The organism is Marinobacter sp. BW6 (assembly GCF_008107725.1).
In the GTDB taxonomy this organism is placed as follows: domain Bacteria; phylum Pseudomonadota; class Gammaproteobacteria; order Pseudomonadales; family Oleiphilaceae; genus Marinobacter.
On sequence record NZ_VIRN01000061.1, the window covers coordinates 126,307 to 139,695 of the forward strand.

10 protein-coding genes are annotated in these 13,389 nt (G+C 56.2%); all 10 read right to left on the reverse strand.

Annotated elements, in window-relative coordinates:
• Positions 1–55 precede the first annotated feature (55 nt).
• The 10 genes from FMN52_RS06265 to FMN52_RS06310 all read right to left on the reverse strand — a co-directional run bounded on the left by FMN52_RS06265 (position 56) and on the right by FMN52_RS06310 (position 13,299).
• Positions 56–1,039 (reverse strand): TAXI family TRAP transporter solute-binding subunit, encoded by a 984-nt coding sequence (locus FMN52_RS06265; protein ID WP_148607819.1) that lies wholly within the window; start codon positions 1,037–1,039, stop codon positions 56–58.
• Positions 1,040–1,224: 185 nt separating this feature from the next.
• Entirely contained in the window at positions 1,225–3,609 is a 2,385-nt protein-coding gene (locus tag FMN52_RS06270) for an MMPL family transporter (protein WP_148607821.1), read from the reverse strand.
• Between the two features lie 46 nt (positions 3,610–3,655).
• Positions 3,656–4,804: a YCF48-related protein gene (locus FMN52_RS06275; protein ID WP_240339406.1), complete on the reverse strand. Its 1,149-nt coding sequence runs from the start codon at positions 4,802–4,804 to the stop codon at positions 3,656–3,658.
• 147 nt (positions 4,805–4,951) lie between these two features.
• Complete coding sequence (locus tag FMN52_RS06280; protein ID WP_148607823.1) at positions 4,952–6,340, reverse strand: DUF1329 domain-containing protein; 1,389 nt, start codon at positions 6,338–6,340, stop codon at positions 4,952–4,954.
• Between the two features lie 136 nt (positions 6,341–6,476).
• Complete coding sequence (pepN, locus tag FMN52_RS06285; protein WP_148607824.1) at positions 6,477–9,119, reverse strand: aminopeptidase N; 2,643 nt, start codon at positions 9,117–9,119, stop codon at positions 6,477–6,479.
• An 81-nt stretch (positions 9,120–9,200) separates the two neighbouring features.
• A complete protein-coding gene (locus FMN52_RS06290) occupies positions 9,201–10,040 on the reverse strand; it encodes a DUF2797 domain-containing protein (RefSeq protein ID WP_148607826.1) in 840 nt (279 codons plus the stop codon).
• Positions 10,037–10,327 carry a DUF1315 family protein gene (locus tag FMN52_RS06295; protein WP_148607828.1) on the reverse strand — a complete coding sequence of 97 codons (291 nt, stop codon included), beginning with the start codon at positions 10,325–10,327 and terminating at the stop codon, positions 10,037–10,039. The genes FMN52_RS06290 and FMN52_RS06295 overlap by 4 nt, the downstream gene beginning before the upstream one ends.
• Positions 10,328–10,492: 165 nt before the next feature.
• Complete coding sequence (locus FMN52_RS06300; protein ID WP_148607830.1) at positions 10,493–11,356, reverse strand: rhomboid family intramembrane serine protease; 864 nt, start codon at positions 11,354–11,356, stop codon at positions 10,493–10,495.
• Positions 11,357–11,398: 42 nt separating this feature from the next.
• On the reverse strand, positions 11,399–12,412 hold the full coding sequence (locus tag FMN52_RS06305; protein WP_148607832.1) for a metallophosphoesterase: 1,014 nt from the start codon (positions 12,410–12,412) through the stop codon (positions 11,399–11,401).
• 2 nt (positions 12,413–12,414) lie between these two features.
• The gene (locus FMN52_RS06310; RefSeq protein WP_064227361.1) at positions 12,415–13,299 is read right to left on the reverse strand and encodes an NAD(+) kinase; all 885 of its coding nucleotides are present in this window, start codon (positions 13,297–13,299) and stop codon (positions 12,415–12,417) included.
• Positions 13,300–13,389: the final 90 nt, after the last annotated feature.

Below are 13,389 nucleotides of genomic sequence, written 5' to 3' on the forward strand. Positions count from 1 at the left end.
TCTCTGAAAGGACGACACAGCGGGCCGAAGCCCACTGTGTCGGAGTGCAGACAGCTCAGTCGATCAGGCCGGCTTCCTTGTAGTACTTGGCAGCACCCGGGTGCAGAGGCGCACTCAGGGCATCAGAGACCATTTCTTCCTTGTTCAGGTTGGCAAACGCAGGATGCAGACGCTTGAAGCTGTCGAAGTTCTCGAAAACAGCCTTCACAACCGCGTAGACAACATCGTCGGGCACATCTGTGGATGATACGAAGGTTGCCGCAACACCGAAGGTAGTGACGTCATTGTCACTGCCACGGTACATGCCGCCAGGAATAACCGCCTTACGATAGTACGGGTTATCGTCGATCAGCGTCTTGGTGGCAGCGTTATCAACATCGACCAGAACACTGTCACAGGAAGTCGTCGCTTCCTTGATGGCACCGGAGGGGTGGCCAACAGTGTAGAAGAAGGCATCAATGTTGCCGTCACACAGAGCCTGGGATTGCTCTGCAGCCTTGATTTCGGCAGCCAGAGAGAATTTGTCCAGCGTCCAGCCCATCTCATCCATCAAGACTTCAGCCGTGGCGCGCTGGCCAGAACCCGGGTTACCAACAGATACCCGCTTGCCTTCCAGGTCTTCAAAGGTCTTGATCCCTGAGCCCTTGCTGGCAACAACGGTGAACGGTTCCGGGTGCAGGGAAAACACCGCGCGAAGGTCCTTGTTGGCGCCATCATCCTTGAACTGACTGGTACCGTTATAGGCGTGGTACTGCCAGTCAGACTGGGCCACGGCCAGATCAAGCTCGCCCTGGCGAATGGCATTCAGGTTGTAGACGGAACCACCAGTACTCTCAACAGAGCAGCGGATACCATGTTCTTTACGGTCCATGTTCACCAGACGACAGATCGCACCGCCGGCAGGATAATAAACGCCGGTTACACCGCCAGTGCCGATGGTGACAAAGCGCTGCTCCTGAGCGGAAACGGAGGTTGAAGCAGCACCCAGGCTGACTGCGGCAGCGACAGCAAATGCGGAGGCTTTCAGTTTCAGTGTCATGTGAGTTCTTCCTTTTTTCTGTTCATTGTAATTCGGCGCCCGCCTCGAGGGCGGGCAAGACATACGGTCACCGTAAAACATAGACCACTTCACACCATAAATAAAGTATGGATTAGCTCGCTAACCGGTTGACCAGACAACAAAAAAGCCCGCAGAGCGGGCTTTTTTTCAGGTTGATGCGAATGTTATTTCGCAGCTCGCGCCTTGGCAAGCATCTGATCCGGCCGCAACAGGAACCGCGCCAGCGCCGGCAACAGCCAGATCGCTCCCACCATGTTCCAGAGGAACATGAAGAACAGCAGGAAGCCCATGTCGGCCTGGAACTTGATGGGCGAGAATATCCAGGTAACAACACCCAGGCCCAGAGTCACACCGGTAAACATAACCGCCTTGCCGGTCGAACGCAGGGTCTCATAGTAGGCCTCCTGGAGGGTTTTGCCCTCAAGCAGGTATTTCTCCAGCTTACTGTAGATATAGATACCGTAGTCGACACCGATACCAACACCCAGGGCAATAACCGGAAGAGTGGCCACTTTGATACCAATGCCGGATACCGCCATGATCGCCTCACACAGGATCGAAGTCAGACCCAGCGGTATAACAATACACAGCACCGCCCGGATCGAGCGGAAGGTCACGAAGCACAGCAAACTAACCACGCCGTAGACCAGCATCAGCATTTTGTCCTTGGCGCCGGAAATAACCTCGTTGGTCGCCGACTCTACGCCCGCGTTACCCGCAGCCAGCAGGAACCTGTGCTCATCGGTGCTGTTCTTTTCGGCAAACTCTTCAACCCGCTCAACAACGGTCTCCAGAGTTTCCGCCTTGTGGTCTTCGAGGAAGACCAGCACTGGCGTCAGGCTGCAGTCGGTATTAATCAGCCCGGCAGGCGCCTCACGAATGGAGGCATTGATGATAGTCTGGTTGCGGGAGATCTCATACCATTTCCAGTTACCTTCGTTTAGGGCCTTGGTCACCATCTTGGAGACATCCGCCAACGATACCGAAGACTGCACGCCCGGCGTATTCTGCAGCTCCCATTGAAGAGTATCCATAGCCCGCAGCACGTTGTACTGGGTGCACTGCTCTTCAGGCGTTTTGACCATCACCACCAATACATCAGCACTGGTTGAGTAGTTGTCGATGATATAGGCGTTGTCTTTATTGTAACGGGAATCCGCTCGCAGCTCAGGCGCGCCCTGGTCGAGGTCGCCAATCTTGAGGTTTTGCTTGTAGTAGAGACCAAGCCCGAGGCCAATCACAGCGATCAGCAGCGAGATCGGTGCCACACCGGGATGAGAGAAGTAGGACAGTACTCGCCATTTCCGGTCCTGCTTCTCACCGTGGTTCTGAACGTGGCGGATGCCACCTTTGGAAATCCCGATGTAAGACATGATCAGCACATGCAGTACGAGATTGGTGAGGATAACAAACGCCACACCAATACCCGCGGCAACCGCCAGATCGCGGATAACATCGATCTCGATAAAGAACAGAGTCAGGAAACCGAAGGCGTCCGAGATCAGGGCCAACATGCCAGGTATATACAGGGCCCGGAATGCCAGACGGGCAGCCGTCACGGCGTCGAAGCCCTTGGCTGCCTCAACAGCCATCGCATTTACAATCTGCACACCGTGACTGATGCCGATGGCGAATACCAGGAATGGCACCAGAACCGAATACGGATCCAGGCCATAGCCCAGAAGCCGAAGCGTGCCCAGCTGCAGGAACACGGCGATGATCGAGGTGAATACGGGAACCAGGGTTCCGGTAATGGAACGTGAATACCAGAACAGCAGAAGCGTGGTCAGCAGAATGGTGATCCCCGCAAACCACGCGATGGAGCCAATACCCTCAATCAGATCGCCCACCTTTTTGGCGAATCCGACAATGTGAATCTTGATGTTCGGATTTTGCTCTTCGTACTTTTCGCGAATCTTTTCTTCAAGCTGACGGGAAAAGTCACCGTAATCCAGAGCCTCACCGGTTTCCGGATTCTTTTCGTAGAGCGGCGCGTAAACGATCGTCGAATTAAAGTTATCAGAGATCAGGCGCCCCACTTCATTCGAACGCAGAACGTTCTGGCGAAGCTGCTCGAGGCTCTCCCGGGAGCCGTCATAGCCGTCCGGTATGACAGTGCCACCCTGGAAACCCTGCTCGGTAACCTCAACCCAGCGGACGTTCGACGTCCAGAGAGATTTCAAACCGGAGCGATCAACGCCGTTGAGATAGAAAACCTCGTCGGTGATCTGCTTCAGGGTTTCCATGTATTCCTGGGTAAAAATATCGCCCTCTTTCGACTCAACGGCGATACGAACGAAGTTACCCAGATTCTCCAGGTCGTCCCGGTGATCAAGCATATTTACGATGTACGGGTGCTCGAGCGGAATCATGCGCTCGAAACTGGCATCGGGCTGAATCTTGACGGCGTTGTACCCGAGGAACAGCGTCAAAATGGCAAAGGCAATGAGAATAACTGCCCGATTGTTGAAAATCAGCCTCTCGAGAAAGGGTTCCGCCTTGGGCGTGGTCAGATAGTGCTCGCCCTTGTCATGCTTAGGGTTGGACATTCAAAAGCCCCTCTATTGTTCGTTCGGTTGTTGCCACATCAGGGCGTTATTGAAGGTTTCTTCCACGGGCGTCTGTAATCTTTACGCCACCTTCGCCGACAATCAGCAAATCAGTTCCTGAAATAGGCACCGCGCTCATGACGCCTTCACGATCACTGCGGAAATGCTCGCGGAAGGTTTCTGCGCCATTGGTGCTCATCAGCACGGCACCGCCGTTACCAACCAGGGTGATGCGACCATCATTGGCAACCACGCCATCGTTGAGTGTCGCGCCGGCTGAATTGGGAACCATCCGCCAGCTCTTGCCCAGATCCGAGGAAAACAGCATGTTGCCGCGGAGGCCGAAGGCGAGAATCTCGTTCACCTGGCCTGTACCGATCACACCGAACAGGGAGCCTTCATAAGGTGCCTCGCGGCGCTCAAAGGACTCACCACCGTCTACAGAGACATGTATCTGACCGGCTTCACCAACCACAACCAGAGCACCGCCCGTGATCCGGGTAATGCCGTTGAGATGGAAGTTCTGCCGGTTATCAATTCGAGGTGCCCAGTCTTTCCAGGTCTCACCGCCGTCCATTGTACGCAGGAACATGCCGTAGGCGCCTACCACAAAACCACGGTCCTCATTTTCAAACCAGACATCCAACAACGGGTTGACCGGACCGATATCCATATCCGCCTGGATATTCTCAAGGGCGAAGTAGAGGTCATCCAGTGCCCATTCGAGGTCTTCTTTTTCTTCCTCGGGCGCTTCTTCAATCCGCTCTTCCATGGCGGCGATCTGTTCTTCCCGGCTCTCAATGGCCAGTTCCATGGCCCGAATGCCGTCAATCTGAAGATTCCAGGTAGCTCCGGCGTCGGCAGTGTGGAGAACAACCCCACTGTGACCCACGGCCCAACCATGGGTGTCTGAGCCAAATTCGATCGCCGTAAGGGTCACAGAAACAGGAACTTCACCCTGGGCCCAGGTTTTCCCCTCATCATCGGAGTAAATGATATGACCGCGCTCTCCGACTGCCACGATACGATCCCCGACCCGGGTCGCATCGGTGAGAAGATTTTCCGGAGCCAGATCGGTCGGCCGGGCCGGGGTTTCGATGATATCTGCAAGCGCAAACGCTGCAGGGGCAGACCAGACCATGGAAAGTCCAAGGCAGGCAGCGCCCAGAGTCTTGCACATCAACCTTTTAGCCATTCAGATTGCCTATTATGTTGTATTGAACTGTGTCTCTGACCGGCAAAGCCGGGAATAACTGTGAACATACCGGCAACCTTACGATTGCCGGTATGTCGGGTCGCCACTTCCTGTGGGCGGAGGACGCATCCCTCGGCCAACAGCGCGTTAGCGAACACTCCTGCGGCGCAGGGAGGACGGCGAGAAGTAGCGCTTGTTCGGGACCTCGTCGGTGAACACGCGGGTATTTGCCTCTTCTGTGTCCAAACCGAGCACATGATAACGACGGGCCTGAAGGTCATGATAGACGTCAAGAACCGTCCACACACCCGGAAGTTCATAATAATTTTTAGGCAGTCCCATGGTTACACGCCAAAGTTCGCCGCGGCCGTCGTACTGATCCAGCAGAACGGTGTTCCAGCTGTCCTCGTCAATATAGAACCGGCGCTTGCCGTAGATATGGCGCTCACCGTCTTTCAGTGTGGCTTCAACCACGTGCACGCGGTGAAGCTCCCAGCGGGTGAGATCGGGATTCAGATGGGAAATCCCCAGGATTTCCTCGTAGGGTGTGCCCTTCTCGCCAATCCGGTAGTTGTTATACGGAATGTAGACTTCCCGCTTGCCTTCGTAATTCCAGTTATAACGGTCCAGGGCCCCGTTAAAGATATCGGTATCGTCTGCAGTACGCAGGTTGTCAGCCGCAGCAATCGGGGAATCGTAACCAAGGTTCGGCGCCCGGCGTACCCGGCGCTGCCCGGCATTGTAGCCCCAGCCATTCCGCGGATTAATGATCTGATTCAGCGTCTCGTGAACCAGAATGGCACCACCGGCCAGACGTGGTGGTGACTGGGTAAACGACAGGTAGTAGAAAATCACGTTATCCAGATCTTCTTCACCGCCTTCCGGGTTGTAAAAGTTGAAGAAGGCTTCCTGTTGGGAGGTAACCAGCGAATAGTCACCATTGGTCTGCACAGCCACCTCACTTGACCGACGGGTTATCGACACACCGCGCCAGCGGGTCAGGTGATTCCAGACCGCCTGCCAGGCTTTCTGCTCATCGTTGCCATGCAGGATGGGGAAAGGATAGCCGCCAAAGGCGCCATCCAGGCCTGCACCCTGCCCAACAATTTCTGCGCTCACTGCGTTCTCACGGGTATTTTCCGCCACCCAATCAGGGATCGCGTGGGTACGACGAGATTGGTACACAGGCACGCGGAAGGTTGTCGGGTAGGTCTCCAGCATCGCCCTCACGCCATCGGTCAGGTACTCATCGTACTGTTCCATGTTGGCAGGCGTGATGGTGAACAGGACCTCGTCATCCGGGAACGGATTGATATGATGCTGCCCGCTGCCCTCATAGCCGGGAGGCGGTTCGGTCAGCCCTCCGGTCCAGGCCGGAATGGTGCCGGCGCTGTTGCCGGCCTTGGGCGAGCCAAAGGGTGTCAACTCCTGGCCCAGACGGGCCGCTTCACTGGCGGAAACCGCCGCCCACGCAGGCGCTGATGCCACGGAGAGAGCCAGCAGGCCGCCGAGAATCGCATTTTTGTTATACATCATTGTGAAACCTTAAGTGCGTCTGGAAGCCTCTGCGGAGGCTTTTTTATTGTCGTCTGATGGAATTACAGACCTTATTCCAGATTACCCGATCCCAGACTAAAGTCTATCGACCGAAAGTGCGATTTTGTATCTGACTTCAATCGGCAAGGCTCTTGTGCACCACCTCATATACGTCCCGGGACAATCCGGATTTGTCGCGAATACGCTCCAGGGCAGATTTCATCTGAGCGCTGTACGCGGGCGCAAACTTCCTCCACCGGGTGAGCGGCGTCACCAGGCGCGCAGCAATCTGCGGGTTGCTGTCGTCCAGGCGGCAGACCTGATCCGCCAGGAATTGGTAACCAGAACCGTCAGGCTTGTGGAAAGCAGCCAGATTCTGACCCGCAAACGCACCAATCACAGAGCGAATCTTGTTGGGGTTTTTCCAGTCAAAGGCCGGATGCTCCAGAAGTTTATGGATGTCCGGGAGCTGCCCGGCCTGGTCACTGGCCGCCTGCACAGAGAACCACTGCTCAACAACCTGTGGGTCATCATGGAACCGATTATAGAAGTCGTCCAGCGCCTGCTGGCGATCAGCCTCAAAACCTGAATTGACCAGTGCCCGCATGGCACCCATCCGATCGGTCATATTGTCAGCAGCGTTCAACTGGCTGACTGCCAGCCCTCGCCCCTCCGAATCATTGATCATCAGCAACCAGGCCAAGGCGGTATTGCGCAGGCTACGACGGGCAATGGCCTCCGGTGTCACCTCGTAGGGGCCACTGCCCTGATGACGCTCGTAGCAGTCCAGTAGCTCGCCTCTCAGGGCACCAGCCAGATGCCGGAGTACGGATTCGCGAGCCCTGTGGATAGCCGGAACATCGGCCTTATCCGTCAGCTCAATCAGGTAAGCCTCAGACGGAAGTTGCAGCATTTTCGCCACCAGGGCCTGGTCCAGATCGGTGTCAGAAATCAGCATTCGATAGGCCTCGACCAGTCTCGGCTCGATTTCTGCCTCATCGGACGCACCAACCAGCGACAGAATGACATCTACCGCCAGTCTCTGACCCGCATCCCAGCGATTGAACCCGTCCGGATCGTGACTCATCAGGAAGAGCAACTGTTCGCGGGTCCAGTCATAGCGGACCCGAACCGGAGCTGAGAAGTTCCGCAACAGTGACGGAACCGGCCTGGATTCGATTCCATGGAATTCAAACGAATGCACCGCTTCGGTCAGCTCAAGCACCCGCTCCGTCGGAGCATTCGCCTCACCCGACTCAAGCTGAAGCGGCAGGGGCCGGCCATCCTGTCCCAGCAGACCAAGCGCAAACGGAATATGCTGCGGCTTTTTGCTGGTCTGTCCCGGGGTATCCGGAATGCTCTGCTCTACGGTAAGGCGATAAACGCCTTTCCCGGCGTCAAATTCATCCGACACGCTAAGCACCGGCGTGCCGGCCTGCTCGTACCAGAGGCGGAACTGGCTCAGATCGCGACCGGAAGCATCCTCCATGGCTTTTACAAAATCATCGGTCGTTACCGCCTGGCCATCGTGACGCTCAAAATACAGGTCGCTACCCTTGCGGAACATGTCCGGCCCCAGCAGGGTGTGGATCATGCGCACGACTTCTGCGCCCTTCTCGTAAATGGTCAGGGTGTAGAAGTTGGAGATTTCCATGTAGGAAGCTGGCCGGACCGGATGTGCCATGGGGCCACCGTCTTCAGCAAACTGAGCGGTACGCAGCAGCGTCACATCCTCAATCCGCTTCACCGTCGGGGACCCCATATCCGCCGAGAACTGGGAATCACGGAATACGGTGAAGCCTTCTTTCAGGCTGAGCTGGAACCAGTCCCGGCAGGTAACCCGGTTACCCGACCAGTTGTGAAAGTACTCGTGAGCAACGATGGCTTCGATGCGCTGGAACGCCATATCCGTAGCGGTTTCCTGGCTGGCCAACACACAGGAGGAGTTGAAGATGTTGAGCCCCTTGTTCTCCATGGCGCCCATGTTGAAGTCATCCACGGCCACAATCATGAAGATATCGAGGTCGTACTCACGACCATAGACTTCCTCATCCCAGCGCATGGACCGTTTCAGGGAGTCCATGGCGTGATCGCACTTCTCGGCATTACGGGGCTCAACATACATGCGCAGATCGATGTCGCGGCCCGAACACGTGGAAAAAGTGTCGCGCTTTTCCACCAGATCTCCGGCCACCAGGGCAAAGAGGTAGCAGGGCTTGGGGAACGGGTCTTCCCAGGTGACAAAATGCCGGCCGTTTTCCAACTCGCCTTCTTCCACGTCGTTGCCATTGGAGAGGAGCACCGGATAGGCGTCCTTGTTGGCTTCGATGCGAGTACGGAAACGTGCCATTACGTCCGGACGGTCCGGGAAGAACGTGATGCAGCGGAATCCTTCAGCCTCGCACTGGGTGCAGAACATGCCGGATGATTTATACAGACCTTCCAGACGGGTATTGTTCTGGGGCTCTATCCAGGTGACGACCGTCAAAGTGAATTGTTCCGGCACCGAGCGAACCACCAACTGGTCGCCCCGATCCTCATAATCACCCGCAGCCAGCTCTGCGCCGTTCAGAGCGACGGATTCGAGCGTCAGGCTGTCACCATCGAGCTCCAGAGGCGCCGCCGTCTCGTCAGATTCCGGGTTCCGGCGAAGCTCAAGCGTGCTGTGCACCCGCGCCCCGTCTTCGAAAAGCTCAAACCTCAGATCTACAGTGTCGACCAAATAGGCAGGTACCTTGTAATCGCTGAGATAAATGCTTTGTGGCTGGCTGGTACGCATGGATTTTCTCCAGAGTTCGCGGCCTGCGGGCGCAAACTTCACCACCCGCAGACATGAAAAGATTGGCCGGTAAAGGCGCTGTCAGGCGCCCATGACCCGGAAACGGACTTCATAACCGGTGAATTTCCGAATGTTGATCACACCGGTATCCAGGATAAGGTACTGCCCCTTTATACCTTCCAGAACGCCTTCCACTTCTGGCGTTTTGTCGAGGTTATGGGTTTTGATCTTTTCTGGCCAGACCTGGACGGGATAGCTCAAACCGAGCCCCTGCTCGTCGACTTCACGGATCGAGTCCTGCCCATGGGTCTCTCTGAGCGCCTCAAGGTCTTCTGTGATCAGCCCAAGCATGCGCCGCCGCTCTTCCACCAGGTCCAGCTCAGGAACATCGCCCTTGAGCATCGCCCGCCAGTTGGTCCGGTCGGCGACGTGAGCCTTACAGGCAACTTCTACCAATCCGGCAATGTACCGCGTCGCAACACGAACCATCGGGATAGCGTCTACCGCTCCCTGGTCGATCCAGCGTGTCGGTACCTGAGACGCCCGGGTAATCCCCACTTTCAGGCCGGACGAATTGGCCAGATATACCACGTGCTCAACCATGCAATGGGTTTCACCCCACTCGGGCTCACGGCAGGTGCCAAGATGATAGTGGCACTTCTCTGGACTCATGATGCAACTGTCACAAGCCGCCAGTTTTCGAAAGCAGGGATAACAAAAGCCCTGATTGAAGCTCTTGTTGGTCTTCCGGTCACAGTGGATGCATCGGATAACGCCGTCGAAATTCAGACGCAACGGTCTGCCAATCAAATCGTTCAGAGGAATGCGGGTATCGCCGACAGCAATGGAATAAGCCACCGGGTCGCCCGCCTCTGCCGGCATTTTGCGAAGCCGGCCTGTTAAATCAATCAGCTCACTCAAGACTTGACCTCGACAAACTGGTCCGGGTCCATGTCGCCTCTACCCTGCTTGCGCTGAACCGAGGGGTCGCAGGCGGTGCCGGCCTTGCTGCCCCTGTCGAGGTAGCCGGTACGCTCCTCTTCAGGAATGTTGTGCAGATTCTCGTAATAGATCACTGCCTCCAGGCTGATTTCACGCTGTTCGGGCGTCAGCTTTCGGCCATCGGGCCATTTGCCGAGTTCAATCGACTGCCGGAGACTCCGGTAAACATTGGGATCCAGTCGCTCGATCAGTTCTTCGTAGGTCATCCCGCTCTCCTGAAAAAACGTTCATTAAAAATGTGGCGGAACCGTTTGACAGCATCAAACGATAATGATTATCATTACTTCACCAAATGACGACGGTCGTATCATTTGGTCTCTCTCATCAGGAGCTAAAAGCTCTTTTAACGCCCCGCCTCTGGCGGGGCTTTTTTATGCGTCCCGCCTGCGTCTTACGGGCAAAACCACCGCAAGGGCCAGTCCGGCAACAAATCCACCCAGGTGCGCTTCATTGGCCATACGCCCGAGCCCAATCATTTCAGGGAGGGGCGTAAATCCGATCACCATCCACGCAACGGCAAAGGTAACCAGTGCAGGCGGAAACTGGAACCTCGGTGCGGATCGCTGACTGAGCCAGCAATAGCCCAGAATCCCATAAACCACTCCAGATAGCCCACCGAAAAGAGGCCCGGAAACGAAATACTGCAGGCCGTTCGAGATCAGACTCGTGATTACAAAAAGAGCAATTAACCGGGCCCGGCCATCAAACCACTCGATCTGGCTGCCCAGAAACCAGAGCATCACGGAATTGAAAATTATGTGGGTCCAGCTGAAGTGCAGAAAATCCGGTGTCAGCAGCCGCCAGATCTGGCCACTGGTCAGCGTTGCGGTTAAAGCTTCGATACGACCGGCCATGGTGCTCCAGTCATAATCCCGGGGGTCAATCATCATTAGGCTGGCTGCCAGCTCATTCTGGCCCATGGCGGTAAGCCAGACCATGGCCACAGCAAATACAATGATCCCGAGCACTAGCGGCGCATGACGTGGTGAAGGCTGCCAGCGCCCGCCAACAAACACCGGCGACCGGTTCTGGCGATCCACCGCGTCCCTGATTTCAGGTTCCGCCATGAAGCGGTCCAGGGCGGAAAGCACGGGTTCGGCGTGGGCAGGGTCCTCCAGCCAGAGCACCTGAAATTCCCCCTCTTCCGTAATGCGGTGGGTCACACCCTGTCCGTTCAGCCAACGGCTGAAGCTGGCCAGGTTCACCGTGGTTTCCAACTGCTTGACTCGGTACACCGCTTACTCCGCCTCGGAAATGATTCAGCCGCGATGCTCGGTTTAGCGCGCAACGCTGTCTTCGCTGGTGGGATAGTCCGGCTGCTCCGGCCGTTCCACATCTACCCAGACAAATTTGTTCCTGGAAAGTGCCCGCTCACCATCCATCCGATAAGCCACCAGCCGCCCGTATTTCACCGCACTGTAGTCAATGCAGGCAACATTGGACTTGAGCGGCGCTGGCTCACCTTCCATCCAGTAATGGCCAACAAACACGGGCGGCGCATCCAGGGGATAGCTGATCAACTGTTTGCGCTCGTCGTCTGTCAGTACCCGGCTTGCCACTTCCGGTGGCAGCGGATCTGGCTGGAATACGACATCGGCATAGGTCTGGGGATCGTCGGCCCAGAACTTGGTTCGGAAAAACTCACGCACATAGCCATCACGGCCGGTGATGCTTACTCCCTCGGGAAGCCTGAGATCTGTTCCCCGCAGCAGGGTATCCATGACCTGGCCGGCAAACGACTCAATGGCGGCCGAAGCGTGCAGGAAATCCTCGTCGATGCAGGCACCGCCCTGCGTCTGCTTGAATTTTTCGATCAGATCACCGTCCCAGCAGGCGTGGACAACGCGGAAGTCCTCGTCGTCAATGAACAGCGGTATGGTGTAGAACCACTCGAGAAACTCATTCCACTCGTAGGGGTGCGCCTCGAATTGTTCCAGCGTCTCCCGGATCAGACGGTCGTGACGCGCGTTGTGCTCACGCAGAAAAGTTTTGCCACTACCGGGGCGGGCCCTCGTGCAATAACCCAGGGCATTGTACTCATGATTGCCCATGACAATGCGGGCAGAACCATGTTCCACCATGTCCCGCACCAGGTGCAGCGCCTCGCGGATGCGTGGTCCGCGATCAATAATGTCGCCTATGAAGATCGCCTGACGACGCGGATGCTGGTATACCCCGTTGATCTTGCGGTACCCCATCTGGTCCAGCAATCTGGCCAGGGTATTGGCACAGCCGTGAATATCGCCAATGATGTCGTAACCGCGGCTTGCGGTCGCTTTGCTTGCAGCCATGATCAACTCGCTGATATTTCACTAGCCCAGCCAAGCTTGTCACGGCAGGTGGCGTAGAAATTATGGTCTGTGGGGTGAATCAACCGGATCTTAAACGGCTTCTTGGTAATGCGGATGATATCGCCGGGCGCACAGGCAATATTCATCTGGCCGTCAAAGCTGATTTGCGGATAGGTTTCATTGGTCTCCCCGATCACCAGTTTGATCTCACTCTTGCCATCGACAACGATCGGCCGGCTACTGAGAGTGTGGGGAAACATAGGCACCAGAACAATGGCATCCAGCTTGGGGTGCATGATCGGGCCACCAGCGGACAGCGAATAGGCGGTGGATCCGGTCGGTGTCGAGACGATCAGGCCATCCGAGCGCTGGCTGTAGACAAAATGACCATCTATGAACAGATCGAAGCCGATCATACGGGTGGATTTGCCCGGATGCAGCACTACGTCGTTCAGGGCAGTACCAAACCCCAGGGGCTGGCCGTTGCGCTCGACGTTGCCATCCAGTAGAAACCGGGTCTCTTCCATGTATTCGCCTTCCAGAACCTTGCCCAGACGTTCCTCAAGATCGGAAGGGGAAATGTCGGTCAGAAAGCCCAGACGGCCACGATTGACACCAAGCAGGGGAATCTTGGACTTGGCCAGCTCACGGGCAGCGCCCAGAAGGCTGCCATCACCGCCCACAACAATGACCAGATCACAGATCTCGCCCAGCAGTTTTTTGCTGGCCACCTGCAGGCCATGCCCGGGCAGCATGCTGGCTGTGTCTTCCTCAAGAATGACGTGGTAGTTGTTGGCGATCAGGTACTGTTTGAGCTGGCGCAGTGACTCAACCACTTTTACGCTGCCCATTCGGCCAATCACACCAATGTTCCTGAACTGATCCATGAAGTTTCCTGTGGTGTCGGAATGCGGCGGGGACAAACGAAACCGTTACCCCGGTGACAATCTGGCGTACAGTTTAACGAAAGTCACCCC

Coding starts and splice junctions, on each gene's coding strand:
- FMN52_RS06265 (WP_148607819.1), bottom strand. CDS start 1,039: ATGACACTGAAACTGAAAGCCTCCGCATTTGCTGTCGCTGCCGCAGTC.
- FMN52_RS06310 (WP_064227361.1), bottom strand. CDS start 13,299: ATGGATCAGTTCAGGAACATTGGTGTGATTGGCCGAATGGGCAGCGTA.
- FMN52_RS06295 (WP_148607828.1), bottom strand. CDS start 10,327: ATGACCTACGAAGAACTGATCGAGCGACTGGATCCCAATGTTTACCGG.
- FMN52_RS06305 (WP_148607832.1), bottom strand. CDS start 12,412: ATGGCTGCAAGCAAAGCGACCGCAAGCCGCGGTTACGACATCATTGGC.
- FMN52_RS06280 (WP_148607823.1), bottom strand. CDS start 6,340: ATGATGTATAACAAAAATGCGATTCTCGGCGGCCTGCTGGCTCTCTCC.
- FMN52_RS06275 (WP_240339406.1), bottom strand. CDS start 4,804: ATGGCTAAAAGGTTGATGTGCAAGACTCTGGGCGCTGCCTGCCTTGGA.
- FMN52_RS06270 (WP_148607821.1), bottom strand. CDS start 3,609: ATGTCCAACCCTAAGCATGACAAGGGCGAGCACTATCTGACCACGCCC.
- pepN (WP_148607824.1), bottom strand. CDS start 9,119: ATGCGTACCAGCCAGCCACAAAGCATTTATCTCAGCGATTACAAGGTA.